Source organism: Streptomyces sp. NPDC037273 (assembly GCF_055603625.1).
The window spans coordinates 109670-134953 of sequence record NZ_JBVJVO010000010.1 but is presented as its reverse complement, the minus strand read 5'-3'; the positions used below and the strand labels follow the sequence as shown (position 1 = coordinate 134953).

30 protein-coding genes are annotated in these 25284 nt (G+C 70.6%); 3 read left to right on the top strand and 27 right to left on the bottom strand.

Annotated elements, in window-relative coordinates; all coding sequences use genetic code 11:
* Positions 1-4: 4 nt before the first annotated feature.
* From ACZ7G1_RS25475 to ACZ7G1_RS25420, 12 genes are all read right to left on the bottom strand, one after another.
* Positions 5-988, bottom strand: coding sequence for a hypothetical protein (locus ACZ7G1_RS25475; protein ID WP_470876064.1), 984 nt, complete (start codon positions 986-988; stop codon positions 5-7).
* A 13-nt stretch (positions 989-1001) separates the two neighbouring features.
* Positions 1002-1871 carry a phage distal tail protein gene (locus ACZ7G1_RS25470; RefSeq protein WP_469883085.1) on the bottom strand — a complete coding sequence of 290 codons (870 nt, stop codon included), beginning with the start codon at positions 1869-1871 and terminating at the stop codon, positions 1002-1004.
* A 40-nt stretch (positions 1872-1911) separates the two neighbouring features.
* Positions 1912-4323 (bottom strand): phage tail tape measure protein, encoded by a 2412-nt coding sequence (locus ACZ7G1_RS25465; protein ID WP_470876315.1) that lies wholly within the window; start codon positions 4321-4323, stop codon positions 1912-1914.
* 233 nt (positions 4324-4556) lie between these two features.
* Positions 4557-5045, bottom strand: coding sequence for a DUF7426 family protein (locus ACZ7G1_RS25460; RefSeq protein ID WP_469883087.1), 489 nt, complete (start codon positions 5043-5045; stop codon positions 4557-4559).
* A complete protein-coding gene (locus tag ACZ7G1_RS25455; protein ID WP_469883089.1) occupies positions 5045-5569 on the bottom strand; it encodes a phage tail tube protein in 525 nt (174 codons plus the stop codon). The genes ACZ7G1_RS25460 and ACZ7G1_RS25455 overlap by 1 nt, the downstream gene beginning before the upstream one ends.
* An 11-nt stretch (positions 5570-5580) precedes the next feature.
* Positions 5581-6012 carry a minor capsid protein gene (locus tag ACZ7G1_RS25450; RefSeq protein ID WP_469883091.1) on the bottom strand — a complete coding sequence of 144 codons (432 nt, stop codon included), beginning with the start codon at positions 6010-6012 and terminating at the stop codon, positions 5581-5583.
* A complete protein-coding gene (locus ACZ7G1_RS25445) occupies positions 6009-6362 on the bottom strand; it encodes a hypothetical protein (RefSeq protein WP_469883094.1) in 354 nt (117 codons plus the stop codon). Before ACZ7G1_RS25445 ends, ACZ7G1_RS25450 begins: the two co-directional genes overlap by 4 nt.
* Complete coding sequence (locus ACZ7G1_RS25440) at positions 6359-6676, bottom strand: hypothetical protein (RefSeq protein WP_469883096.1); 318 nt, start codon at positions 6674-6676, stop codon at positions 6359-6361. Before ACZ7G1_RS25440 ends, ACZ7G1_RS25445 begins: the two co-directional genes overlap by 4 nt.
* Entirely contained in the window at positions 6673-7071 is a 399-nt protein-coding gene (locus ACZ7G1_RS25435) for a hypothetical protein (RefSeq protein ID WP_382637668.1), read from the bottom strand. Before ACZ7G1_RS25435 ends, ACZ7G1_RS25440 begins: the two co-directional genes overlap by 4 nt.
* 4 nt (positions 7072-7075) lie before the next feature.
* Positions 7076-7324, bottom strand: a complete 249-nt coding sequence (locus ACZ7G1_RS25430) for a hypothetical protein (protein WP_469883099.1) — start codon at positions 7322-7324, stop codon at positions 7076-7078.
* 11 nt (positions 7325-7335) lie between these two features.
* Positions 7336-8346: a major capsid protein gene (locus ACZ7G1_RS25425; protein ID WP_393889041.1), complete on the bottom strand. Its 1011-nt coding sequence runs from the start codon at positions 8344-8346 to the stop codon at positions 7336-7338.
* An 18-nt stretch (positions 8347-8364) separates the two neighbouring features.
* Positions 8365-9066 carry a hypothetical protein gene (locus tag ACZ7G1_RS25420; RefSeq protein WP_470876063.1) on the bottom strand — a complete coding sequence of 234 codons (702 nt, stop codon included), beginning with the start codon at positions 9064-9066 and terminating at the stop codon, positions 8365-8367.
* Between the two features lie 33 nt (positions 9067-9099).
* Here ACZ7G1_RS25420 and ACZ7G1_RS25415 point away from each other — a divergent pair, with 33 nt between their 5' ends.
* Positions 9100-9750 (top strand): restriction endonuclease, encoded by a 651-nt coding sequence (locus ACZ7G1_RS25415; RefSeq protein WP_470876062.1) that lies wholly within the window; start codon positions 9100-9102, stop codon positions 9748-9750.
* 188 nt (positions 9751-9938) lie between these two features.
* Here the strand turns inward: ACZ7G1_RS25415 and ACZ7G1_RS25410 are convergent, their stop codons facing one another.
* From ACZ7G1_RS25410 to ACZ7G1_RS25350, 13 genes are all read right to left on the bottom strand, one after another.
* Positions 9939-12221 (bottom strand): phage minor capsid protein, encoded by a 2283-nt coding sequence (locus ACZ7G1_RS25410; RefSeq protein WP_470876061.1) that lies wholly within the window; start codon positions 12219-12221, stop codon positions 9939-9941.
* 18 nt (positions 12222-12239) lie between these two features.
* Positions 12240-13721, bottom strand: a complete 1482-nt coding sequence (locus tag ACZ7G1_RS25405) for a phage portal protein (protein WP_470876060.1) — start codon at positions 13719-13721, stop codon at positions 12240-12242.
* The gene (locus ACZ7G1_RS25400; RefSeq protein ID WP_470876058.1) at positions 13708-14136 is read right to left on the bottom strand and encodes an HNH endonuclease signature motif containing protein; all 429 of its coding nucleotides are present in this window, start codon (positions 14134-14136) and stop codon (positions 13708-13710) included. Before ACZ7G1_RS25400 ends, ACZ7G1_RS25405 begins: the two co-directional genes overlap by 14 nt.
* Positions 14137-14203: 67 nt before the next feature.
* The gene (locus tag ACZ7G1_RS25395) at positions 14204-15439 is read right to left on the bottom strand and encodes a PBSX family phage terminase large subunit (RefSeq protein ID WP_470876057.1); all 1236 of its coding nucleotides are present in this window, start codon (positions 15437-15439) and stop codon (positions 14204-14206) included.
* Positions 15436-15879, bottom strand: coding sequence for a helix-turn-helix domain-containing protein (locus ACZ7G1_RS25390; RefSeq protein WP_470876056.1), 444 nt, complete (start codon positions 15877-15879; stop codon positions 15436-15438). Before ACZ7G1_RS25390 ends, ACZ7G1_RS25395 begins: the two co-directional genes overlap by 4 nt.
* A gap of 4 nt (positions 15880-15883) precedes the next feature.
* Entirely contained in the window at positions 15884-16399 is a 516-nt protein-coding gene (locus ACZ7G1_RS25385) for a hypothetical protein (RefSeq protein ID WP_470876055.1), read from the bottom strand.
* Between the two features lie 470 nt (positions 16400-16869).
* Positions 16870-17646, bottom strand: coding sequence for a hypothetical protein (locus ACZ7G1_RS25380; protein WP_470876054.1), 777 nt, complete (start codon positions 17644-17646; stop codon positions 16870-16872).
* Complete coding sequence (locus tag ACZ7G1_RS25375) at positions 17643-17978, bottom strand: hypothetical protein (protein WP_470876053.1); 336 nt, start codon at positions 17976-17978, stop codon at positions 17643-17645. The genes ACZ7G1_RS25380 and ACZ7G1_RS25375 overlap by 4 nt, the downstream gene beginning before the upstream one ends.
* Positions 17975-18160 carry a hypothetical protein gene (locus ACZ7G1_RS25370; RefSeq protein ID WP_470876051.1) on the bottom strand — a complete coding sequence of 62 codons (186 nt, stop codon included), beginning with the start codon at positions 18158-18160 and terminating at the stop codon, positions 17975-17977. Before ACZ7G1_RS25370 ends, ACZ7G1_RS25375 begins: the two co-directional genes overlap by 4 nt.
* Positions 18157-18402, bottom strand: a complete 246-nt coding sequence (locus ACZ7G1_RS25365; protein ID WP_470876049.1) for a hypothetical protein — start codon at positions 18400-18402, stop codon at positions 18157-18159. The genes ACZ7G1_RS25370 and ACZ7G1_RS25365 overlap by 4 nt, the downstream gene beginning before the upstream one ends.
* Entirely contained in the window at positions 18399-19217 is an 819-nt protein-coding gene (locus tag ACZ7G1_RS25360; protein ID WP_470876047.1) for a zinc finger domain-containing protein, read from the bottom strand. Before ACZ7G1_RS25360 ends, ACZ7G1_RS25365 begins: the two co-directional genes overlap by 4 nt.
* Positions 19214-20032 (bottom strand): hypothetical protein, encoded by an 819-nt coding sequence (locus ACZ7G1_RS25355; protein WP_470876045.1) that lies wholly within the window; start codon positions 20030-20032, stop codon positions 19214-19216. Before ACZ7G1_RS25355 ends, ACZ7G1_RS25360 begins: the two co-directional genes overlap by 4 nt.
* Positions 20033-20191: 159 nt before the next feature.
* The gene (locus tag ACZ7G1_RS25350) at positions 20192-21211 is read right to left on the bottom strand and encodes a DNA cytosine methyltransferase (protein WP_470876043.1); all 1020 of its coding nucleotides are present in this window, start codon (positions 21209-21211) and stop codon (positions 20192-20194) included.
* A gap of 539 nt (positions 21212-21750) precedes the next feature.
* Here ACZ7G1_RS25350 and ACZ7G1_RS25345 point away from each other — a divergent pair.
* Positions 21751-22197, top strand: coding sequence for a hypothetical protein (locus ACZ7G1_RS25345; RefSeq protein ID WP_470876041.1), 447 nt, complete (start codon positions 21751-21753; stop codon positions 22195-22197).
* Here the strand turns inward: ACZ7G1_RS25345 and ACZ7G1_RS25340 are convergent.
* Entirely contained in the window at positions 22194-23150 is a 957-nt protein-coding gene (locus ACZ7G1_RS25340; RefSeq protein ID WP_470876039.1) for a LuxR C-terminal-related transcriptional regulator, read from the bottom strand. The genes ACZ7G1_RS25345 and ACZ7G1_RS25340 overlap by 4 nt on opposite strands.
* 181 nt (positions 23151-23331) lie before the next feature.
* Here ACZ7G1_RS25340 and ACZ7G1_RS25335 point away from each other — a divergent pair, with 181 nt between their 5' ends.
* Complete coding sequence (locus tag ACZ7G1_RS25335) at positions 23332-23520, top strand: hypothetical protein (protein ID WP_470876037.1); 189 nt, start codon at positions 23332-23334, stop codon at positions 23518-23520.
* Between the two features lie 658 nt (positions 23521-24178).
* Here ACZ7G1_RS25335 and ACZ7G1_RS25330 read toward each other — a convergent pair.
* A complete protein-coding gene (locus ACZ7G1_RS25330; protein WP_470876035.1) occupies positions 24179-25177 on the bottom strand; it encodes a LuxR C-terminal-related transcriptional regulator in 999 nt (332 codons plus the stop codon).
* Between the last annotated feature and the right edge of the window lie 107 nt (positions 25178-25284).

Sequence of the window (25284 nt, the reverse complement as noted above, 5' to 3'; positions counted from 1 at the left end):
CCCCCTACGCGTCGAGCGGGTACTGCACTCCGCCGAGCGCGGCCCACGTCGTCAGTCCCGTGGTGGAGATCAGGCGGAGTTGCCCGTTCGTCTGAGCATCGAGCTTGATCGCTGCGCCGCCGCCGGCGATCGCCACGGAGGTGAGGGCCGCCGGCCGGCAGTTCGTCGGCAGCATCGAGGCGAGCAGGTTCCCCGTGTTGGGCGGGTTGCCTGACGCAGTCCAGGAGACGCCGCCGCGCAGTTGCAGGTGCGGTACGCCGCCGAGCATGATCCGCCGGTACCTGACGTTCCCCTGCGAGTTGCCGTTGTTGCTGTAGCCCGCGGCCAGGGTGAGGGCCGTCCAGCCGATCACGGGGTCGAGGGTCTGCCACGCCGCGCCGTCCCACCGATCGAGCCCGAGCCCGTTGTCGCGGTACTGGCCCGGGTAGGACCCCGAGAAAGAGAGCCCGTACCCGCGCGGGATGATCCCGCCGTACGCCGAGGTGTACCGGCGCCGATCATTCAGCGCCGACGCCCACGTGATCCCCCCGGTGCCCGCGGACACCCCGGCGGGCACGGTGACTTCCCACAGCCGCAGTGCGGCCGAGGGGAGCGACGGCGCGCTCGGGTTGGCGTTGGGCTGGCCTTGCAGGATTTCGAGGCGGGCGAGGGTCTGGTCGCCGAGGTCGTACAGCGAGTCGTACACGCGCAGCACCACGGCGTCGATCCGCGGATTCTGCGCGTTGCCGTCGGCGATGGTGAGGGTCTCGGGGGCGGTGATCGCCACGGGGTAGGCGCCTTGTGTGTCGGTGCCCTGTACGAGGGCGCGGCCGACGCCGATCTGCACCTGCATGGCGCCGGCCCCGGTTGCGTTCAGCGCCGTACCGCCGGCGATCACGCCGTCGCGGCTAGCCATCGCGGACTCGGGCGCCATGGCGCCGAGCGGTACGAGGCGGGTGTCTTCACGGGTCTGCCCGGTGGGGAGCAGCCATCCGGCGCGCACGGTCACGTCGTGTCCTCCTTTACCAGTAGGCGGAACGCCACCGGATCTCGGCCGAGGCGCGGGGGTCGGTCGAGCCGGGGGCAGCGCGAAAGAGCAGCGAGACCGACCCCGGGGGCAGGGTGAACACGTTCTCGGGGCTGCTGCGCGCGGTCGCGGTGTAGAGGCGGCTCGCGGTGCCGTTCAGCGTCACCGTGCCGTCGCGGGTATCGACGAGCAGCTCGTCGTCGGCGGCGAGGTCGAGGTCGTACTCGACGAGCTCGCCCGTGTTGATGTTGGTAATCGAGGGACGCGAGACCGGGCCGCGGATCAACAGGGTGGGGTGCGCCGGCGCGTCGCCGTCGTTGACGGCGCGCAGTGACCCCGTGCTGCCCGGGGCGCCAAAGTCGAGCGGGTACGTCACCCCCTCGGGCCCGGGGGCGAGGTGCCAGTCGAGACCGGGCTCGGCCCGTGGAAGGTTCGCGGTCGCCTGCTGCTCGGCCACGCTGTACCGGCGGGGGTCGGTCGCCTCGAACTGCGCCGCGGCCCCCGTCACGACGCCGATCGCGTACCCGCCCGTTCCCACTGGCACTACCCGTCGGATGCACCGCACCCACGACAGCAGCGGCGGGGAGTCGTCGAGGCGGATCACGAGCGGCTGCTCGTCGTCCCGCAGCGCGGTCGCCGCGGACAGAGCGCGGACCGCGGCGCCCATGCGTCCGGGGTCCGTACGGATCACTACACCATCGAGGGTGATCGTCCGCGGCTGAGCGAGCAGCCGGCCCGGGTAAGCGCCGTGGGCATCGGACCGGTTGACAGTGCCCGAGTCGTACGCGGGTGTCTCCTCCCACCCGGTCAAGGTCTGCCACCCGTAGCCGGTGCGGGGGCCGAGCAGCAGGTCGCCAATCTGCACGTGTCCGGGGAGGGTGACGAGATCACCAGGGGCCAATTCGTCACCCCCTTGCCTTGGCGTGCCACGCGAGCGCGACCGCGGTCTGATCGGCGGTGGCCTCGCCCGCGTGCCAGTTCTCGATGTGGACTGCCGGACCGCCCCAACCCCCGCCCGCGGCAACGCCGTTGGCGGGCGCGCCCGCGGTGGCGAATTGCGGGCCGGCGGGAACCGAGACGAGATTGCGCATGGTGCGGTCGATCGCGGGGGCACCGGCCTTGATGCCCTCGACGATTCCCGCCGGAATGAACTTGCCGATCTTGTCTCGCATGAGACGCGACGGAGAGTGAATCCCGAGTGCCTTTGCGATCGGCCCCGGAATCAAGTTCTTGGCCCAAGACATGAGCGTTGATCGCAGCCAACTGCCCATGCCCTTAATGCCGTTCCACAGGCCCATGATCAGATCACGGCCCTTGTCGTACAGCATCGAGCCGAAATCGCCGAAGTAGCCCGCGATCATTCCGGGCAAGCCTCGGACCCAATCGAGCATTTCGCCGGCCTTGCGAACGGTGCCCGACTTTATGGAATCCCAATGCTTGATGATCAGCCCGACGAGCGTCCAGTTAAGGAAGAAGTCGACGATCCGGCCGGGGATGCCGCGAACCCAATCCACGGTTGCATTCCACGCGGATACGGTTCCGCTCTTAATGGAATCCCAGTGCTTGATTATCAGCCCGACGAGTGTCCAGTTAAGGAAAAAATTGAGGATCGCCTGCCCGACCCACTGGAGTTTCCCCCACACCCAATCCCAGGCGGCCGACGTCGCCGAGACGATCGTGTCCCAGTTGGCGACCACAAGCGCGACGATGCCGACAACCGCGGCGATGATCAGCCCGACGGGGCCCATCGCCAGCAGCCACGCAGCAGCCATGCGCGCGCCCTGAATCATGGACTGTGTACCCATGAGGACCCACGCCCCGACCACCCGCAGCGCGGCGGCGCCGGCGCTTGCTCCCTGCGCCACCCAACCCGCCAACATCAGGGCGTTGACCAGCACAAACCGGGCTGCAGCGGCTACGCCGGCCGCGGTCTGAGTGGCCCATCCGGTGACGACTGCTGTCGTCGTCGTCCACGCGGTGACGCCGAGCGCGACGAGCGTCGGGAGCATCAGGAGCGTGATCACGCCGGCGGCGATCGAGAGCGCCGTCGAGTGCTCGGATATCCACCCCACTGACGCGCGCAGCGCGCCGCCGAGGCCACCCTCGCCGATGAAGTCAGCGGCTTTTTCAAGGGCGGGTACAACGTTGTTTCCGAGGACGGTTACGACTTTGTCAATCGCCGCCCGCTTGAATGCCTCGAACTTGGTCGCAGCGTTGTCGCGCATCGCGTCGCCCGCCGCATCCGTCGCGCCCTTGACGTTACCGAGAGCGGCGACGGCAGTTTTTGGGTCGAGCTTGAAAAGGGCTTGCTGTAGATCCTCGGCCTTGGTTCCGAAAAGGGCGACCGCGGTCGCATTCCGTTCCGCGGGGTCCTTAATCGCCTTGATGCGGGTAAGGACTTCCCCGAGGGCTTTCGAGGCTTCCGGTCCACCCTTGGTGAACGTGGACGCCATCTTGTCCGCGTTGAGTCCGATCGACGTGAAAGCGTCGACGGACGTCTTGCTCATGTCCTTTGAGCGGATCGCGAACTCTTTAAGGGCGTCCGCGACGGTGTCGGCGTCGCGTGCACCCCCTTGCAGCCCCTGCTGCATGAGGCCCATTGCGGTCTGCGCATCGAGCCCCAAGTCGCGGAACTGCGTCGGGTATTCGCTGAACGTGTCGAGGAGATCCTCGGCCGAATTGACGCCGTTCTGACTGCCCTTTACAAGGACGTCCATCGCCTCTTCGGCGTTCTTCGCGATGCCCGATTTCAGCATCACGCCGACCGCACGCGAGACCTTCCCGACGTCCTCGCCCAGGACCGAGGCGGTATCGGCGACCTGCGTCGCCATGGTCTTGATCTGGCCCTGCGTGGCCTCGGGCGGCAGCAGACCCTGCTGCGCGATCCCCTTCAAGATGTCGGCGCCGTCGGCGACCGACTCGACGATCGCGCCCGAGTAGAGCTGTCCGGCAACCGCGCCGTACTCCTTGGCCACCGGGCCCGACGTGCCGAGCTGCGCCTGCAACTTGCCGGCGACCTTGCCGCGGTCCATCGCTTCGGCGATGCCGCCCATGAGCGCCGTACCGATCGCCCCGCCCACCGCGGCGGCGGCGAAACCTTTCAGCGCGGTACCGATACCGCCGGCCGCCCGGTCGCCGCCGTCGGCCGCTCCCTCGGCGAGACCGTCGCCGAGGCGGTCGCCCGCTTCCTGCCCGGCCTGATCGGCCGCGGCGGCGATCTGGTCGCCGCCCGCCTGCACCGCAGCGCGGGCGCGCGCCATTCCGGCATCTGCGCCCGAGTCGTCGATCGTGATTGTGGCGGCGAGCTCGCCCACCATGAGGGCCACGGGGACTCACCTCCTGGCGGGTGCACCTCCCGTCGGGGAGGCATCGGGGGGAGGGGTGAGCACCCGGGCGAGGCGAGACTCGGCCGAGAGAAGCGCGAGGATGCGTGTCCGCAGCCATCGCCAAGACCGGGCTTGCAGCAGCCCGGGGGCGCCTACGTCGATGCCGTAGACCTCGTGCAGATCAGCCTCGACGAGCGGCCACTCGCCGAGGATCGCCGCCCACGTCAGCGACGCTTGCGGCCCTTCTTGCCCGCGCCGCGGGCGGGTGCCGGGTGGGTACTCGTACCACTCGTAGAGCCCCGAGACGGGGTCGAGCTCGCCGCACCCGACTGGCTGCGGCGGGCCGCCCGGTTCGGGGCCAGACGAGAAGGGTCGCCGGCCGCGCCCCAGTAGCGTTCGGCCGCGGCCTTGTCCTGCGCGATCCACACCATGGCGGTGATCGCCGCGTGCTTGAGGGTCGGCCACTTCACGCCGTCGGCGATCATCTCGTCGTGCGCGGGCCCGAGTACATCTCGGTACAGGTCGCGCTCGGCGGCGTCGCCGAGCACCTGCTCGTCGGCGCGTCCCCCGTCGGCGGCGACCGCGGCGGCATGGATGAGCGCTTGCGTCCGCAGGCCGATCTCGGCCGACGGCGCGGGCACCTTGTAGAGGCGGCCGGCGACGGGCAGCTCGATCGACTCGTCGAGCAGTTCGCCGAGTTCCTCGAACGCCACTACGCGTCACCCCCCGTCTTGGCCGCGAACGTTCCCCCGCCGGCCGCGGGGTTGGTGATCTCGGCGAGCGGGCCGGACCCGGTAAGCGTGACCTTGATCGTGTCGACCTCATCCGGGCCGCCCCCGTCCGGCTCCCACGTCACCAGGGCGAGACCCTGCTGCGCGTCGTCGGCGCCGTTGCGGTCGTAGTAGCGGATGCTCACGTACGACTTTGCGCCGAAGCTACGGGATGCCTTACGCAGGGCCTCTTGGGCGGCGTTGAACTTGCCGGTCACCGGGTGGGCGCGGTGGGCGATCGTGGTCTCGATGCTCCACGCGAGCATGGTTACGGCCTGCTCGCTCCAGCCCTCGGCGTCGTAGGTGGTCACCTCCTGCTGAGTGGGTTCGATCTTCGGCGTGAACTCGGTGACCCCCGGAACGAGGGTCCATAGCGGCGTACCGGGCGTCGTGCCCATGTCCAGCTCAAGGCGGTACCGGCGGGCGAGTGCGGTTACGGTCTCGGCCGGGGGCGTCGGGGTGCTCAAGTGGGCGCCTCCTATTCGAGGTGGGGGTGCGCGCGGTGGGCGCGGGCGTAGTAGTTGGCGGATCGCTCCCAGCGGCCGGCCGAGTCGGCGCCGATCGGGGTGGCCGAGACGCGATAGACGAGCTGCACGGGCACGGCGCCGAACCGGTGCGGTCCGGACGCGTGCAGCAGCTCGTGCACCTGGTCGTCGAGGGCGTCGACCTCGCGCGGGTCGGCGCCGGCGCGGGTGCGGACCTGAATCCCGGTGGTCGTGTCGGTGAGCACCGACGAGTCGGTGACCGGGTAGGCAGACAGGCAGATGACGCGGTCGGGCGCGGGAGGAAGGGCAGCGACGGTGATCGCGGTCTCGCCGGCGGCGTACGGGCCGTCGGTGCGGTAGGTGCCGACGCCGGCGGCGTGCAGCAGGCGGGCGAGACCGTCGAGCAGGTCGACGGTGTAGGTCATCGCAGCGCGCGCCGGATCTGCGCGGCGATCAGCGCCTGTACCTCGCCGGCGGTTTCTGGCAGCACGCTTTCGAGGTACTTCGCGCTGCGCCCGGGGGAGTGCCGGGCGGTCATGTCCTCATGGACGCGGGCGGCGTACGGGGTGTCGTAGGACACCGCGGCGACGAGCTGCTGCTCGTCGACCGAGGTCGCGCCCGAGCGTTCGAGGGTGCCCTCGTTGATCGGCACGCGCTGCCTGCTCGCGGCGAGGACGTGCTCGGCGCCGAGCAGCACCCCGCGGGCCGCGGCGTCGCGGAGCGCGCCGGTTACGGCGTCGCCGTTCCAACGGAGTCGGGCGCGCTGCGGGCTCATTCGCACATCACCTCCGTGGACGCGGGGACCGGTAGGCCCGGGGCGGTGTGCGAGGCGGTCGTGATCGCCGTGGTGATCCGTCCGCCGGGCAGGGTGACGCGCGATCCGGGCGGACAGTCGAGGCCCGGGGCGGCGATGATCTGCGCGCTGCTGGTGACCTCGCGGCCGTCGGGAGCACGCACCATGCGCACGGCCTCGCCGACGAGCGCGGGGTGCCCGACGAGCGGCCCGTACGTCGGGCCGTACGCGCCGTCGCCGAGGTAGGGCTCGACGCCGATTCGGTGGCGGAGCAGGGACGGGGGGACGCGGGTCACCACGGGATCACCCGCCCCGGTTCGAGGCCGGCGCGGCGCAGCGCGCGGGCGGCGCGCGGGGCGAGCTCGACGCCGGACGCGCCGGCGGTCGAGGCGGCGCGGCCGGAGAGGGATACGGGGCCGATCGAGACCGAGTCCCACTTGCCCGCGGCCCCGGTGCCGTCGTCGCCGGCGGCGAGCCAGTATTCGACCTGCGCGCACGTCGCCGAGCTGAGCGCGGCGGCGATCGTCTGGTCGAGCGGGTCGCCGTCGTCGTCGACGGGGTAGATCGCGGTCAGCAGCGCCGAGTCGATGTCCTCGCCGGCCCGCGCGATCAGCCGCTCGGCGTCCGGCGGGGCCGGCGTGCCGAGCCATGCGGCGAGGGCCTCGGGGGTGGCGTAGGGCAGTCGCGCCACCCGGTCACCCCCTCGGCTTGCCGCGGCCAGCAGAACGGCCCGCCGACTTGTCGTCTGGCGGGCCGTCCGGTTCGGTGCTGAGCTCGTCGCCCGGGGGGTCATGGTCGAGGGGCTCGACGGAGTAGCCGGCCCCCTGGCAGTAGCCGATCACGGCCCGGTCGCTGGTGGTGGCGATGCCGTTCACGAACGGGACGCCGCCGGGCCCCTCCCCGGTGAAGTCGGCGACTGGGGCAGTAATGCGCACGGTGATCATGTGGTGCCCCCTCACGCGCTCTTGATGTTGCGGAACACGGCGGCGGCGCGGGTGGCCTTGAGTACCGGAGCCACCGGCCCCATCTCGACCTCACCGACCTTGACGGCGCCGGCCCGGTCGAACTCGGGGAGCCACGTGTTCACGAGCGGCGAGCCGCCCCCGACCGAGGCACCGTGGAAAGCGTCGAGCCCGTACCGGACGGCGTAGAGATCGCCGAGGCCGGTCACGTTCCCGCCGGCGCCGGCGCCGTCCGGGTCACGGGTGACGAGCGAGATCACGTCCGTGTTCGAGCCGGCCTTGCTCTTGAGGTCGACGAGCGGGATTCCGTTGTACGCGGTGACTGGGCGGCCGAAAGCATCGGTGCTCTTGTCGAGCTGGTCGGTCCACGCCGCGATGGTCTTGAACAGAGACAGGGTCTTGCGGTTGCCGTAGATCACATCCGGCGCGTCATCCATGGTGGCGAGCCAGTCGTCGACGTGACGCTGCGCGGCGAGCGCGGCGCCCTTGTCGGTGATCCCGGTCCAGTCGACGAACCCGGTCGCGACGCCGTTGTTCAGCGGCAGGTACTCGGTGCTCGACCCGGTGAGGATCTTCGACAGACCGTCGAACCCCTTCGCGTCGGTGGCCTTGTCGCCGTTGATCACGGCGTCGGCGAACCGCGCCCGCGATGCCTTGATGAGCTGCTGCATGTTCAGCGTGACGGCGCCCGATGCGGCCGGCCCGATACGGGCGATCACGCGGTCGATCTGGAAGGACCCGCCGAGCGGTACGAGATCGACGGTGTAGCGCTGCGTCGAGACCTCGGCGGGGGTGTACTCGGTGTTCAGCGCGCGGAAGTCTGCGGCGCGCTGCGTGATCAGCCGGCGGTACCCGTACGTGAGGGTGTCGCCGCCGGTCGGGGAAACGACGTTGTCGAACGTCATCCGGTCGAGGATGTCTGAGCTCTTACGGAACTCGTCAATCACGTTCACGTCGAGGTCATCGGCCGCGTTGTTCCGGGCCTCGGCAAGGGAGGTGGGCAAAGGTATCTCCTAGGTGATTCAGCCGCCGAGGCGGGCGGCGACGGCGTCGTGCAGGGAGGTCGCGCGCCGGTCGCCGGCCGGCGGGCCGTTGAACTCGCCGCCCCCGCGCGGGGGCCCGGTCGGGGTGGCGCGGTAGAGGTCGGGGTCGGCGTCGACCGCGGCTTTGATTGCGGTCGTGAGCGCGGCGTCGAAACCGGCGTCGATGGGGTCGAGCTCGGCGACCGAGGCGAGGAAGGCACGGGAGTTGAGCAGGCGGTCGCCGCGGGCGCCCTGATCGGCGGCGACGCGGGCGACGGCGAGCTCGACGCGCGCGGAGCGCAGCGCGGTCGCGTTCTCGGCGAGCAGCCGGTCGCGTTCGGCGACGGCGGCGGCGAGCGCGGCGGGGTCCTTCTCTGACTCCGGATCGTTGGGATTGAGCGCGCGCGTCACGGCGTCCAGCGCGGCGCGCAGCTCGTCGCGTTCGGCCGCGGCCTGCTCGGCTCGGGTCGTGGCCGCGGCGAGCTGCTGCTCGGCGGCGGGGTCACCCGTTGGCGGAGCGCTCGGGGCCGGTGCTGGGTTGGGGTCACCGGTCGGGGCGGACGGAGTGGCGGGGTCGCCGCCCTCGCCCGAGCCGCCCTTGATCGGCCAGATAGCGCGGCCGTCGCGGCGGCGGCCGAGGGCGCGCTCGCCGGTGCGTGGGTGGACAGGAAGGCCAGTATGTTCGGTGATGGTGAACTCCAAATCAGTGTGGCTGGAGGCCGCTAGAGTCGCGAGATGACGACTGCTGCGAATGGCCAGCCCAAGAAGAAGAAGCCGGAGGACGCCGCCTTCTGGCTCGCGTACGAGAAACGGGTAGCCGCTCTCGTCAAGGCTCTGGATGAGAATGCGACGATCACGCACAACGAGAGCCGACTCGGCGAACTCAGCGGAGTTGCACGCCAGATCGACGCCCTTGCCGAGGGCTTGGTGGCCGGGCAACAGCTGAGGGTTGTCATTGAGGCCAAGTGCTACGGCCGACGGGTGTCAATCGGCACCGTCGACGAGTTCATTGGCAAGCTCCTCGACCTTGGTGCAGAACGGGGCATTCTCTACGCAGCGGGCGGGTTCACGAGCGGCGCGGTAGCGCGTGCCGAACGTGCGTTGAATCCCCGTGTGGGCCTTGAGCACGTAGTGCACGCTTCCCGGTGGCCTGCTGGCGCGACACGGCCGAAGGTGCGGCGAGGGGCGGCGAAGCGAGCGGATCGTCGCCCCCCACTGATTGACGAGCATGGGGCACTTCAGCGGGAGGTACCGATCGCGCAGTACCTGCGGCAAATCCCAGACGCCGGCCTGAGCCTGGAACGACGATATGAACCGTCGGTAACGACCACAACGAGCTACCGGCAGTTCTTGCGCGGGGAAGCCTTCTTCTACAAGACGTCGTGAGGGGGTGGGTGGGTACGTTCGCAGTCCGTCCTACCTTCCCGCAGCCACGTAGCCGCGCATCCATGCGGCAGTCAGCCGTGGGTCGGTGTAGCGGGGGGCGTCGGTCGGCGGCCGGCCGGCGCGCGCGGCGGCGAGCCCCTCGCGGCGGGCACGCAGCGCCTGCTCGCGGAACCCCAACAGATCACCCCCTACTGCTTGAGCCACTGGGCGTGTGCGGAGTGGCGGGCGGTCTCGCCGGCGCCGGTGCGGACGCCGGTCACCTGCTCGGTGAACTCGGCGAGGGTGATCCGGGGCGAGACGTCTTCCCAAAACCTGATCAGGTCCTCGCTCGCGCGGGCGTACGCGACGTGGGCCGGCCCTGAGAACAAGAGGTTCGGGTTATGCCCCGCGGCCCGGGCCTGGCGGTTGAGCAGGTTCCCGCGGGTGTAGTCCTCGGCGGCGAGCAACTGCACATAGATGTGCTCGTCGTACATCTCGCGTATCTCGGCGCGGCTGTACGCCCCGCGCGCCGAGCGGGCTTCGAGCTCGCGCTCGTACACCCATCGCTCGGTTGAGGACATGTGCTCGGTGCCGTCCGGGCCGCGCTCGACGTCGGCGCCATACGGCCCCCACTCGTCGGGGTCCGCGGGCGACGGATCGTCGAGGCGAATCGGGTGCATCGCGTCCTCGAGGGCGTCGCGGGCGGCGAGGGTATCGGCGACCGTCGCGCCGGCCGCGGGCGGCGGCGGGGCGGGTGGGTGCCGGCGGTCGATCTCGCCGGCGATCCGCTCGGCGTCCGCCGGCGAGGCGTAGCGGATGCCCCACACGAGCAGCTCGTCGCCGAGCTCGGAGAGATCGCCGGCGAGGCGCCCGCCCGGAAACAGGGAGTCGAGCAGGCGGCGCCGGTGGATCTCGGCGCCGATCGCCGGCCGGTCCTCGGGCACGTGCCGCGCCCGGTTGGCGAGCGCCTGCTCGGACATGCCGAGCAGGTCGGCCCGCACTCCTGGCATGGCGGCGTCGACGTCGCGGCGGTCGGCCTCGGCCATGACGCGCAGCAGACCGTCGTCGTCGAGGTGCAGCGCGACGCGGGCGAGCTCGTCGTCGCTGAACTCGGCGAGGCTGTCGACCATGCGCCCGCCGGGGCGGATGCGGTCGAGCAGCGCCCGCTCGTCGCGGCGGTCTGCCTCGGCGGTGATCCGGTCGCGGTCGCGCTCGTCGAGCACCCCCGGCCGCAGCGCGGCGCCGAGCTGCTCGTCGGTCATCTCGGGCAGGGTGCGCTCGTCGCCGGCGCGAACCCGCGCAGACTCGAACGGGTCCGACCCCGGGCCGCTCGGCGTACCGGGGCGGCCGGCGGTGCCGCCCGCCGGCGGGAGGTTGCTCGCGCCGGGCTGCTCGCGTTCGCGGCGGCGGATGAGCTCGGGGTGCTGCGCGAGGTGATCGCGCATCCGGCCCTGCCACTGCCGTACCCGCGCCTCGGCCGCTTGCTTGGCCTCGGGCGTCGTGGCGGTGGCGCTGCGGTTCTTCCACTTCCTGATAGCGCGCTCGATCGCCCTCTGCCTCTGTGTTGCTTCGTAGCCGACGGGGTCCTCGGAGTGCTCGACTGGGGCCCGGGTGACCCCGGGGAGATAGGCGCTCGTGCTGTGCCGGCAGTTGGGGTGTTGCAGCCCGTGCCGGCGTGCGTCGTCGAGCGATCCGGCGACGTGCACCTGCACGGTGCGGTCGTCCTCGGTGGCGTGCTCGACCTCGATCGTCCGGGCGCCGCCCGGTCCGTCGAGCGCAAGCACCTTGCCCTCGAACGGGTCGCAAAGATCGCAGTTGTGGGGGGCGTTGGAGACGATCACGAGGGAAACGCCGGCGGCGCGCAGCTTGTCGCCGTGCGCCTCGACCGCGGCCCGGCCGACGGCGGTCCGTACCGCCATCTCGGCGTAGCTCGTCATCTGCCACGCGCGCCCGCTCTTGTCGACGAACGTCCGCAACCCCCGGTCGGCGAACCGTTCGAGGGCGCGCTGCGTAGCCTTTCGACGGGTGTCGATGCCGAGGAGCGGCGTCGCCGATACCTCGCTGATCACCTGCCGGTATCCGTCCTCGACGCCGCGCAGAATCCCGCGATGCGTCTCGGTGACGAGCTCGATCGTCTCGGCGGCGAGGCGGTCAACGGCCCGGGTGCTCGGGGTGCTGTCGGCGATCCGTCGGGCGTCGGCATCTGTGAGCGCGCCGAGCTCGGCGAGACCGGCGCGCGCCCCGACGTCGTATGCCTCGGTCACGGCCGAGAACACTTCAAGGTCGGTGGCGGTCGCGAGTGCGTCGACGACGCTCTGCGCTGCTCGCCGCAGGGGCTGAATCGCGGCGAGTTTGGCGACCGCCCATCCGGGGGCGTCGAAACCCTCGGCGAGCTGTCGCGCGACGATGCCGAGCAGGCGCTGCTCGGCGTCCGCGTACAGGTCGCGGACGCCGGCCGAGAGATCCTCGGCCATGGCGGGGTGAATCGGCATGACACCCCCCGCCATGAGTCACAGCAGTGCGCCGGCCTGCATCGGGTCGGGGACGGCGGCGCCGGTCTCGGTGAGGATGCGGGCGACCTCGGCCTGCACGGCGGTCGCGTCCCACTCGGGGTGAAGCATCCGCACCCGGGTCTCGGCCGAGACCGCTTGCGCCTGCTGGAGCAACGACAGGGTTTGAGCGAGCGAGGACGTGTCCTCGGTGATCGAGTCGCCGAACTTCACACGGGGTCGCTCGGGAACGATCCGCGGGGTGAAGAACTGCCGGTCGAGCAGCAGCAGCACGAGCAGCATGTCGGCGACGGGCGGCGTCCAGTACCTCACTTTCTTCCCCCGAGTGATCAGGCTCTTTCGCTCGCGCGCCTTGACCTCGGTCGCGGTAACGGCGGCGCCCTGGTCGCCGAGCCCGAACGTCGCCGCCGAGTATCCGGCGCTCATCACGGCTTGCCGGGTGATCGCGGCCGAGGTGCGCTCGTGCTCGTCGACCCGGATCGAGAACTGCGACAGGGTGATGCCGGCGCCGCCCTGCTCGGTCGGCGGGATGTTGAGCAGCGTCCAGATTTCCCGGTCGTCGTCAAAGCTCGCGCCGCGCCCGGGCCCGTGGTCACGTAGGTAACCGTCGGGCACGAGCAGCCGCGCCCGGGCGAGCCGCAGATCGCGAATCCAACTCGTCCATGTCGTATCGAGGCTGTCGAACAGGTCATACAGCGGGGCGGCGTAGTCGCTGCGCCCGAACGGTGAGCCGCGGTGCTTGCGGTGGGGGCGGATGTTCGGGCAGTAGGCGGCGGTCAGCAGGTCGATACCGGTCTCGATCGCGTCGCCCTCGGGGCCGAGCGAGTCGGCGAGCGCGGCGACGTCGGGGTGCTCGGTGAGCGGCACCCTTACGCCGAGGGCATCCTGCGATCCCTGGTAGAGCCCGTGCTCGATCCGGCCCGGGGAGTGCCGTTCGAGGTGGCGCCACATGGTGACCGAGTCCGAGGTGAGCTCGCGCCAGAACGTGACGGCGACGAGCTGCCCCCAGCGCCACTCGGGCACGGCGGCGTCGGGGTGCACGGTGGTGAGCAGCGGCCGGCCGGCGAGCGAGCGATCCCACGTGACGCGCAGATAGACACCGCCGAGCGCGGCGGCGACCTCGGCCGCTTCGAGCAGGGTGTTCGCGATGCCGTCCGACTCGGCGAGCTCGTCGAGTCGGTCCTGCGTCGTGGTGTCGGCGACGGTGAGAACGGGCGGCTCGGCGAACAACAGATCGGCGCTCGCGGTAGCGATGTCACCGGGCAGGGGAATGTGTAGCCGCTGATCGGGCACCCCGGGCTGCTCGGCCCGGTCGCGCCCCCACAGCCGGCGCCGACCGTCGCGGCGCTGCGGCTGGTTGCGGTAGACGCTCGCGAGCTTGTCGCGGTCGCCGGAGTACCAAGCGTCGTCGACCCGCAGCTCGGCATAGTGCCGGGTGAGGGCGGGCGGCGGCCACGGGGCGCCGGTGTCAGGAAGCGGCACAGCTCACCCCCTGCCGACGAGCCCGAGCTCGCCACGCTGCGCACGGCCGACAATGCCGGGTGCCGTTCGGCGCGACGTAGGTGTTCGCTCCGTTGAACCGGTGCCCGCGGGCGCAATGGGTCTGACGGGCGCGGCGCGCGGCGGGGGAGATCCCGCGCCGGATGTTGGTCCGGTGGCTCACCACTTCGAGGTGGTCGGGGTTCACGCAGTGCCGCCGGCGGCACAGGTGGTCAATCACGAGACCGCGGGGGATGCGACCGCGGGTGAGCTCGTACGCGACGCGGTGCGCGTACTGCGGCCGGCCAGCGATCTTGAACTGCCCGTATCCGTTGGGCTTGACGTGTGCGGTCCAGTCCCAGCACCCGAGGGGGCCGGGGGCGACCTTGTCGAGGAACCGGTCGGTCAGCTCACGCACGCGATCACCCCCTCGCGTGCTCGGGCCCCGGCGCAGTGCTGCACCCGGGCGGGGGAGTTGGGGGCGATCAGGCGGCGGTCGTCAGCAGGCCGCGCCACTCGTGCACGGTGGAGTGCACCGCGTACCGCAGCGCGTCGAGCGAGTGGTCGTCCTGCTTTACGGGGCGGTCTTCACCGCGGGCCGCGGCGGCGTCGTCCCACACGTACGTGGGGAACTCGGCGAGCAGCCCCTCGCACGACCGGTGGATGAGCAGCGCGCCGGCGTCGAGCGCGTTCGCCACGCTGCGGATGCCGTCGAGCACTGCGTTATTGGCGCGGGCGACGTTCGGGTACCCGTCGGCCCACAACTGCGTGGAGAACGACGCCGCGCTCGGGTCGATGAACGTCCACTCGGGCCGCACGCCGAGCGTGTCGATCCAGTCGCGGACGGCGCGGCTGTACTGCGCGTCGGTCATCTGCCGATGCACGGCGCGGGCGTCGTGTCTCCACTCGCTCACCGCGTACAGCCGGTTGTCGACGCCGAGGCCGAGCAAGATCGCCGAGAACGGATTGCTCGTGCCGTAGTCGATGCCGACCCAGTAGCGGCGCATCTCGGGCAGCTCGTCGACGACGTGCTGCTGCTCGTCGTACATGTCGTAGATCGCGCCCTCGGCGACCACCCACTCGCCGAGGATCATCCGGCGCCGCCATAGCCCGGTGTACTCGGCGGACAGTGCCTTGACGTAGGCAGGCGACAGGGCCGGATTGTCGGCGAGCTTGAAGTGCCAGGAAGCGAGGTCGAGCTCGGGAGCGCGGTCGAGGTACTTCGCTTTGAGCCAGTGCCGCGGCCCGTCGGGGTTCGTGGTGCCGATCAAGATTGCGCCGGCGACGGACAGGCGGGCGAGTAGCTGCGTGAAAAACGCCTCGGGCAGCAGCGTGACCTCATCCGCGTACGCGACCGACGCGGTCAGACCGCGCAGCCGCCCCTCGGACCGGGAGTCACTCGCGCCGATCAGGTGCACAACCCTGCCGAGGATCACGGCGGTTGTCGCGCCTCGGGTGTGGTGGACCTCGGCCGCGGTGTCCGAGAACAACTCGGGGTCTTGCAGCGGCTCGATCACGTTCCGCTCGATCGTGGCGAGCGATCGACCCACGATCAGAATGAGTCCCGAGGCGGGCGCCCGCCGGACGGCGAGCAGGAAGCGCAGCAGCGACGAGATCGTTTTGCCGGAGCGCACCGACCCGTGCCAGAGATTGATACGGGCGGTCGCCTCGCGGATCGACCGCAGTTGCTTGTCGGACAGGTGGCCCGTCGAGGGAATCACCCCCCGTCGGCGTCGTCCCCCGTGGGCCCGAGCAGGGCGTCGGCGAGGCGGTCGAGCATCCCGCCGGCGCTCGTCGACTTGTTGGAGCGTGCGAGCTCGGCGACCTTGGCGTGTACCTCGGTCAAGGCACGGGCGGCGGTGGCGTAGTCGCGGGCGTCGCGTGCTGAGTCGGCGGCGCCGACCCGCTCGACTTGAGCGAGGGCGCCGTCGAGGGCGTCGTCGGCGAGCTGCTCACGTCGAGCGGCGGCGTCGGCGCGACGGGCCTCGGTGGCGGCGGCGACGCGCGCCCCGCCGCTGAACGCGAGCCCGAGCTCGGCGGCGATCTTCGAGACGGTGGCGGCGCTGCGCCCGATCGCTCGGGCGATGGCGTTCCGGGACTTGCCCTCAGAGTGCAGGCGGCGGACCGCCTCGCGGTCGCGTTCGGTGATCGGCTCGGCCATGCGGTCACCTCCTGCCAAGCGCCCCCAATGCAGAGCGGGCCCGCTCGCGGAACTCGCCGGCATTGCTGCGGAGTTCCCGCAGGGCGCTCATGAAGGCGTTGGTTCTAATGATTGAGGTGGCAGGCGTGACGTGAGCCTCTATCGCGATGTCGTGTGCGGCCGAGGCCGCGGCGAGTACGTCGTACGCGATGTGGCAGAGGGCATCCGTTTCCGTGACCTGAATCCGGCCCACTTGTTTGCGCAGCTCGCCGAGCTTGGTGTCGAGCTCTGTCGTCAGCTCGTCCGGGACGGGGCTAGAAGCCTCCCAGAACCGTTCGAGGAGACCGCGCAGTTCCTCAGTGAGAGCTAGGAAGTCGCCGTATCGCGACTCGCGTTGGTCTCGGAAGCGTTGGTCTTGATCACGCGTCCACTGGGCACGTTCGCGTGAGTTGGTGAGCCATCCGCCAAGGTAGGCGCCACCTAAAGTGCCGATCACTCCCGTTACAGCCGTAACCAACGCCACCCATGATGAAGCTGTCATGGGGCGATCATGCCCCGTCGTCTGTGTGGGCAGCAGGGCCTAAGAGCGAGGAATGTTTCCGGGCACGCCGGAGGCGCTCCCGACTCTAGGTCACGAATGCATAACGGTGCAAGCGTCATCGTGTCGCCGAGTCGCCGCGATCTTCCCCCAGAAGGCGTAAAATGGGGCTAAACCTCCTCTAAAGGGCGCTGGTGGTGTGAGCGCGGTTGGCTGCCACGGTCCTCGCCGCCTTGTTCCCGGCAGAGAGAGGTGAGGGCATGGCCGAGCCCGATGACGGTGAGGTTGCTGTAAAAAGCAGGGCATTTGGGGTCTGGAAGCGCACAGTGAAGGTGCGTAGGGCAGTCGTTTCATTTGGTAAATGGGTGCTCATAAAGCTCCTTTGGGACGAAATTGCAGGTGATTGGTTCTAATGCCCTACGCCCCCGAATGCCCCAGTCGGCAAGCGCTTGCCGACTGGGCGTTCTTTGGGCTCAGCACCCGTTGGGAAGCCCGCCCGGTAGGGCGGCGATCAGGTCGGGAAGGTCGTCCCACCCCCACACCCGCAGCCCCTGCTCGTCGAGCGACGCGGGCGCGGTGCAGCTCGCTCGGCCCGAGCAGGTTACGGCTGGCGGCCCGTCGGGGGCGGTGTGCAGGACGAGCTCACCCGCACACCATGGGCACGGCTCGGGTAGCAGGGTCTCGCGCTGGTCGAGGCCGAGGGCGCGCAGCACCCGGGCCTCGGCGATCCGCGCGATACGCCTCGCTTCATGCAGCAGGTGGAGCGGCAGCACCTCGTACGGCGGGGCGCCGATCGCTCCGTCGAGCTCAGCCTCGGGGGCGGTGTCCTCATTGAGCACCCGCCCCTCGACCCACACGCACGCGAAGTGCAGCCCGTGCCGCCTGCTGCCCGCTGCGCGGTGGCTGTCGGGCGCGTCCGGGTCCGGGGACAGCCACGCCCGGGGGTCGCCCGGCTCGGTGCGTTGGACGGCAGCGGCGAGGGTGTCGGCAAGACCGAAGATCAGCCGCTCGATCCCCTGCCCGGCATCGAGCGCGGAGAGGTTCAGCGGGGCGGGGTGCTCGCGCAGCACGAGCGGCGCCCGGTCCTCGATGAGCAGCTCGTCGTCGCCCTCGCGCATCGAGTGCGCGAGCTGCCGCGGCGGCCAGTGATCCGCCGGCGGCGTCTCGATCGCGAGCAGCAGGTCGGCCCACCGGCCCCGGATCACACGCAGGGCGCGCACGGTCTCGCCCACAGCCTGTGAGTAACTCATCGGCTCCCCTCCTTGCCGAGCAGCGCCTCGACCTCGGCGGCGTACGCGTCTCGCTCGGCCTCGATCTCCTGCATGGCCTGCTCGGCGGCGTTGATCCGGTGGCGCAGCTTGAGCGCTGCCGCCTGCTGCCCGCCGGCGGACTGCCGGAAGCGCTCGCAGTCGGCGATCTCGGCCTCGGCCAGGTCGCGGAGTTGCTTCGCGTCCCCCGTGGTGAGAGCGCCTCGGTCCGCACGGGCGAGCAGCAGCCGCAGGGCCGTGCGACGCTGCTCGCGCACGCCCTCGCGGGTGGCGGTCCGTCCACGCCGCGACCGGGTACGGGTGTTGTCGTTCATCGGGTCTCTCCGTTCTCGGCTCGGCGGGTCGTCGAGCAGGCGGTGCAGGTGGTCGAGCAGGGGCGGCGGCCGAGGCGGCGCAGCTCACGGTCGAGGCGGTCGTCGATCCGGACCGTGTAGGCCAGGGACGCGCCGAGCGCGAGGGCGAGCACGACGGCGAGAGCGAGCAGGGCGGAGCTCATGAGGTTCTCTCTTTGTTCGTTGGGGCACGGCCGAGTAGCCGGGCGAGGGAGCGCCGAGCGCGCGGGATCTCCCGCGCGCGAGGCGCGACCGGTCGCGCGGGGTAGCTGTCGGTCATGTGCCATCCCTCGATGGCGAGGCGGTCGGCGAGGGCGGCGACAACGACGGTCGCGAGATGCGGGTGCACGTCGAGCTCGTCGGTCAGGTGCGCGGCGATCACTGCGCGCGCGGCGGGCGGGATCATCGGGCGTCCCCGCCGCTGGTGTGGCGAGCTCGGCCGTCTCGTCGCGGCGCGGGCGGTTGGCACATGATCCGGGCGAGCTTGATCTGTTCGGCCTCGGCCTGCTCGTCCACCCCGAGGTGAGCGACCAAAGCATCGACGCGCGAGGGGTGGATGCCCGCCAGGGGGCGCCTGCCCTTGCCGCGGTTGCGGAAGCTCGATCGGCACTGCTCGTCGATGGCGGCGAGGCAGTGGGGGCACTTCACCCCGAGCGGGTCCGGGATTCCCTCGGCGGCGAGCTGTTCACGGTGGGCGCGAGCCTTCCGGAACGGGCGCAGTTCGGCGGCGACGTGGGCGGGCATGTAGCGGCGCGGTCCGTCGCCCACTCCCGACAGCAGTGCGGCGAGACGTTTCTGCCCGGTGCGGTCGATCTCGGGCCGGTGGTGCGAGGGCGCGGCGTGCCCGGTCGCGACCGCGGCCCGGGTGCCGAGCAGTTCGGCCCGCCACGCTGCCGGATCGTCCGGGTTCGCCGCGGGTACCGGGTCGGTGTGGCGGTTCATGAGCTCGGCCCGGAACGGGCCCCATGCGGCGAGCAGGTCGTGCGGCTCGATCGGCCGGTACTGCGCCGACTTGTCGCCGCCGCGCTGCTCGTAGTAGCGGCGAGTCGCGCGGGCGGCGTCCCATGAGACACCCGGCATGGTGGCCGGAACGTCGGCGACGGCGGCGGTCCACTCGGCGATGGTGCGGGCAGCCTGCTGCGGGTCGGCGAGGGCGCGGCGTACCCGGGAGTCGAGCGTTCCGGCGAAAGCGAGCAGGGCGGCGATCTGCTGCTCGTTCATGGGGTGCCCTCCTTCTGTGCAGTGATCAAGGCGAGGCCGGCGGCGAGGTTGTCGGCGTAGGCGGCGGTCGACGACGGCGCACGGCGGGGCGCTGAGGCTGCCGGACGGTCGAGGTCGGACCAGACCTTGAGCCAGTAGCGCGCGGCCTTCGGTGCCTCACCCGGGACGGTGCGGCGGGCGGCGAGGTCGACCAGGGCCTCGACGCCGTGCTGCTGCATCAACCGGTAGACGTCGCGCTGCTCGCCGAGGCCGAGCGACCACCGGACGGTGATCGAGGCTGCGGTGAGGGCGTCGTCGAGCGGGCGCAGTTCGGGAATCAGAGCGGACGAGCTCGCGCGCGGCTGCTGCTGAGTTGGTGGTGAGTAAGTAAGTAAGTTCTGGGGGCCGGTATCCGGCCCCCCGGGGGCCGATCTGCGGCCCTCCCCCGGGCCGGTCTCCGGTCCCCCCGGGGCCGATGTCCGGCCCTCCCCGGGGCCGCTCACCGGCCCCCCGGGGGCCGATTCCCGGCCCGGGGCGAAATCCGGTCCGGGCCGATCCTCGGCCCCCCTCTCATCGAGGAGCGGGAGACGATAGACCGTCTCGCCACCGGGACCGATCCGGCCCTCGACGATGGCGAGCTCGCCCGAGGCGAGTAGCGCGTCGACCGCATGGCGGACGGTGGAGCGGGCGGCGCGGGTCCGCTGCATGAGCGCGGCCGTACCGGCGTAGGCGACGCCGTCGGCGCCGGCGCGGTCAGCTACGGCGAGCAGGACCAGACGAGCGGCGCCTCGGGCGCGGGAGTGGGTCCAAACCCAGTCCGTCGCGGCGAGGCTCAACGGTTCTTCTCCTGACTGGTGTTGGCGATCCGGGGGATTCGGGCCGCCCGGCGAGTGCAGCGGGTGTGTGGGCGGGGCAGCGGTGCCCGGTGAGGTAGTGGCGTACGCCGCGGGCGGCGCGGCAGTAGCGGCGGGCAGCGCCGTCCCAGTGGCCGCAGATCACGCGGCGGGAACCAGACCGGCACGGTCGAGGAGCAGCCGCAGCGCTGCCTCGGCCTGCCGGACGACGACCCCGTTCCCAAGGGCGCGCAACTGTGCGTTGCGGCCCAGACCGGGAACCCCGGTCACGTGGCCCTCGCCGAGTCCGTGCATCCACTCGACGAATGGCGGGTCGAGGCGACCTCGATCGTCAACTGCCCGGGGAGCGGGGCGGGTGAGTCGTTCCCACCGGTCGACGGCGTCGCGGTAGATGCCCCAGTCGAGGGGAGCATCGTCACCAGCAGAGGCAGGGGCGGTGCCCCGATCCCGTTCCGGTGCTTGGCCCGCATCCGCTCGCGCCGTGCCCGCCAGACTTCCGGCGCCTTCCCGTCGTCGTGGCCGGACGCCGAAGGGGTCGGCAGCAGGTGCTCGACCTCGTCGGCGAGCGTCGGCCCATGACCACCCGCACGCCGCTTGTCCGGGTGCTGAGAGCCCCCGTTCGACCCCAGGTTCGACGTCGGGGTTTTCAGCAGCGGGCCACGCGACGATGAACACGCGCTCGCGACGGTGGGGAGCGCCGATCTCCGACGCGCTTACGCACGCCCACTCCGCATCGAACCCGAGGCGGGCCAGGTCTGCGAGTACGGCGCCGAGTGCGCGCACAGCAGGCTTACGGCTTCCGTCTCCCACGCACCACGGGCAGCGTTCCATGTCGCTATGGGCCGCAGCCGAGAGAAGTCCGCGGACATTTTCGATCACCACCAACGAGGGGCGTAGGGACTGGATAGCTCGGGCGACGTGGAGCCACAGGCCGGACCGGGTGCCCGCCGCGATACCGGCGCCGAGGCCGGCCTCGCTCACGTCCTGGCACGGGAACCCGGCGGTCAGCACGTCGGGACGGTCGACCAGGGCGAAGTCAACGGCGGTCAGATCGCCGAGGTTCGGCACCTCGGGCCAGTGGTGCCCGAGGATCGCCGCGGCGTTCGTGTCGTTTTCGACGTGCCACGCCACCGAACCGCCGAGCACGGACTGCACGGCCATGTCTAGACCGCCGTACCCCGAGCACAAGCTGCCGATCCGCGGACCGGCAGTCACTGCTCTGCGCTGCCGATGTACCGGGCGTATACGCGGTACTCGGTCGCGGAACCTTCGGTCACTGTGCGCGCGACGGCTTCAAATGAGCCACGCGGGGCGTAGCTGGGCAGGCGGGCCTCGCGGATCGCGCGGGCGGCCGAGGCGGCGCTGTCGAGGCTTGCCGGGCGTCGTACAACTCCCCACACCTGCGGGCGAGATCGCAGCTCGCGAGCGATTCGGGCGTGCTTGGTGTTGCGCTGCGCGGGCGGCGGCCCCAGGTACTCCACTGAACTCATGATCAACCCCCTGTGTCAACAGACGTGAACAGCCCTGGTTACGGCACGGCAAAACCGGCAGGTAGGCTGTAAACGTTCATGAACACTTACGACCCTAGGTCGACCAAAAGTGCACGTCAACGAGATTCGAGACTGGGTGTTTCGGGTGCTGGCTGATTAGATGGCCCCCGACGTTCACGTTTGCTGACAAAGAACGGGGGTGCCGGGGCCGTGCCCGACGCCGACATACACGCGCCCGAGCCCGAGCTCGGCACGCCTTTCGCCGACCTCGTACGCGAGGCGCGCGCAGAGCGAGAGTGGTCATTCCGGGAGTTCGCCGAGGCGGCGGTCGACCCTGCGACGGGCTACAGCCCCTCACACACAACCGTTTGGAACATCGAGAAGGGCAACCCGGTGAAGGTGTCGCCCGCGCTCGTGCGAGCGGTCGCTGCTGTGGTGCCTCAGTCTCTTCGGGAAGTCCAGATAGCTGCCGCAGCGCAGTACATCGGCATGACGACGAGCGCCTCGGGGGCTGAGCGTGCGCCCCTCATCGCCGAGTCGTCGGGTGAGCAGACGGTCGTTGCCCACGTGCCGGGACTCGACCTGACCGCGGAAGAGATGCCGCTCGTTCGCAAGCTGTTGGAGAAGATCGACCAAGCGGCGCAGCGGGCCGGCTAGTCCTGCTCGATCGCCCGCTCGCACGCACCCTCGGGGCCCATCCACCACGCGATGAGCTGATACACCGTGGCGACGTCCAGCCGTGCGCGCAGCTCTGACAGGGCGTTGCTGATGGTTTTCGAGCTGTACCCGAGGTGCTTTGCGATCTGCTGCTGATCGCGTCCGTCGCACAGCTCGCGCAGGATCGTGCGCTGTAGGGCGGTCGTGATGGCCGATCGCTGCGGTGGCTCCTGTGTGTGCCAGTCGAGCGCGAGCTGCCACTCTTGCTCGAACTGGGCGGCGAAGAAACCGCACGCCGCCCGATCCCGAACAAGGTACGCGCCGTCGAAGCTCGGCCGGCCGTCGGCGTGGTCTTCGACGATCGCGAACTCGCGGTCGATCAGCACCAGTCGCATGAACGGACGGGTCAAGGTCCGGAACTGCGCTCCGTGAGCGGTGAGCAGGGAGACGCGCTCGACCGCCCCGGGGTTCGAGCGGGTGCTCGTGCTGTAGAGCGTCCGCATCGCGACGCCCCTGTCTACCGCGTCGCGGTCGCGGTCCGTCGACAGGTCGATGACCTTTCGGGGCCGGGGGCCGGGCTGCGCGGTGAGCATCTCGTGCCGCGCGCCGTCGACCGCAACCGCGATCGCCGCGTTCACGGCGTCCTTGCCCTCGATCCACACCGACCCGGTGCCCACGCTGCGAGTGCGGGTGCGACCACACGCCCGCAGCTTCTCGACGAACTCGGGGATCTCGGCGAGCAGCCGCGCGGCCCCTTCGAGTTGCTGCTGTACCGAGGTCCGCAGCCGGCCCTCTATCTCGTCGATGTCGACGGCGGCGTACCCGCTCGGCTGGAACGCGTCAGGGACGATCAGTCCCGCCCCGAGCAGCCGCCCAGCCGCCCCCTTGTCGGGGTCCGCGATCGGCTTTCCGTCGGCGATCAGGCCATAGACCCACAGCTCGGCCTCAGACAACAGCGGCGCCCCCGACACACGTCCCCCTACGGTTCGGATCTTGGAACTTCCTACCTTTGAGCAGGGGAAACGGTTGTTCGAACCCCCCGGGATCGTGCAGCGTATCCCGTAGTGGAATCTATGTCGCTGGTGTATCTAAGTGGCATATCCAACATACGGGAGGGGAACCCCACAAATGATCATGAAGCGTCTTCGCGCAAGTGTCGTCGCGGCACTGGCGATTGGTGCCGTACTCGTCGGACTCTCCGCGATCGAGGCCGAGGCCCCCGGCGCCGTCCGCGCCGACAGCTCATGGAACTTCGTCCCGCTGCCGGTCGAGCCGACGCCCGCGGCACCGACGCCCGCGCCGGCCGACAGCTCCTGGAACTAGGCGCCCCCCGACGGGCGTTGCAGGCACGCAGCGAAGGACAGACAGAACCAACGGATAGCGCAAATGGGGAGCGTCCGATCAGGACGCGACCGCGGGGGGCGGTAATGATCTCTGTAATCCGAGCACCACTCGACAGCGGCGTATGGGCCGTCGCCACGACGCGAGGGGGGCGGGTGTACGTCGCCCTTGACGAGCAGCACATCACGGCGGCCGGCGCCCAAGCTCTCGAACAGGTGCTCAACGATCTTCGCGAACCCGGGCCAGGCGCACCGAGTGCCGAGGGGGACGCCCCCCGGGCCGCATGACAAAAGGGCCGCACGGTGCGAACCGTGCGGCCTCTTCTGTGTGTCGGTGGGCCGGTGTAGCGTGTGGTTCGAGCAAGTGACGTTCATGCAGGTCAGGGGCCGTTTTCTGAGTGCCCGTTGCGTGCCCAATGCGTGCCCATTGCGTGCCCGAACTGCTCTGTACCGGTTGTCACGAGTCGGCACGGGAAGGCACCGCCGCACGGCTTGACCTGCGGTTATCGCCATACGGCGGCACCCCGTGGAACTATCCGACAGGACTCATCTGGCGCTCGTAATGCGTAGGTCTCGGGTTCGAATCCCGAAGGCGGCTCGGATCAGCCCCAGGACTCACTCGCCGTGACCTGGGGCTTTTTCTATGCCCGGGGGGTGTGGAGGTCCTGTTGGGCGAGGAGGTAGCCGGCTTGGAAGCGGGATTCGGCGCCTAGGGCGGACATGACGTCGGCGACGTGGCGGCGGCAGCTGCGGACGGAGAGGCCGAGGCGGCGGGCGATGGCGGCGTCGGTGAGGCCTTCGGTGAGGAGGCGGATGATGGTCTGCTTGAGCTCGTCGGAGATGTCCATGATGGTCTGGCGGTCCCATTCGGTCTCGAAGGGGAGGGCTTCGAGCCAGAGGCGTTCGTAGGCGCCGACCATGAAGGCGACGACGTGGGGTTCGCGGATCAGGACGGCGGCCTGGGGGTCGTCGGGGACCGGGATGACGGCCGTGGAGCGGTCGAAGACGAGGAGGCGCATGAACTCGTCGTCGAGGGTGCGGACCTGGGCGCCGAGCCGGCCGACGCGTTCGACGTAGGCGCAGGTGCCGGCGGAGAAGCGGGCCGTGTGCTGGTAGAGCATGCGCATGCGGACGCCGCGGCGCAGGAGTTCCTCGTCGCGGGCGACGGCCTCCTCGAGGACCTCGGCGCGTCGGCCGCCGCCCGGCTGGGCGGTCAGGACCTCGCGTTCGCAGGTGCGGCCCAGTTCGGTGATCGCCTCCCGTACCGAGCGCAGGTCGGTGAGCAGCTCGATGTGCTCGGTCTGCTTCTGGTGGGTGAGTCGGCGCAGGTGGGACTCGTACAGCGGCATGAAGGCCATCAGCTGTTCGCGGCTGCGTTCCATGTGTCGGCGGCGGGCGCGCATCTCGCGTTCGAGGGGTCCGAGGGTGCGCTGGACGGCCTCGTCGGGTGCGACGGGCAGCACGGCGCGTTCCGGGGTGCGGCGTAGCAGGCCCATGTCGAGGAGGGTGGAGACGGCGGATTCCACTCGGGCCAGAGGGAGTTGCAGTTCCTCCGCGAGCTCCGTGGAGTGTGCTGCGGGCCGTGCCGGGTCGCGGTCGAGGACGCGGTCGTAGACGCGGGTGAGGGGGTCGTCGTCCACGGCCGGGTCCCCCGTGGCGGCGGGGTCGGTGGGCCCCGGGGTGGGTTCGTCCGGTGTTCGACTGCTGCCTGAGCGGTGCCTTCTGTCCGTTATCGGCATGTTGTCCC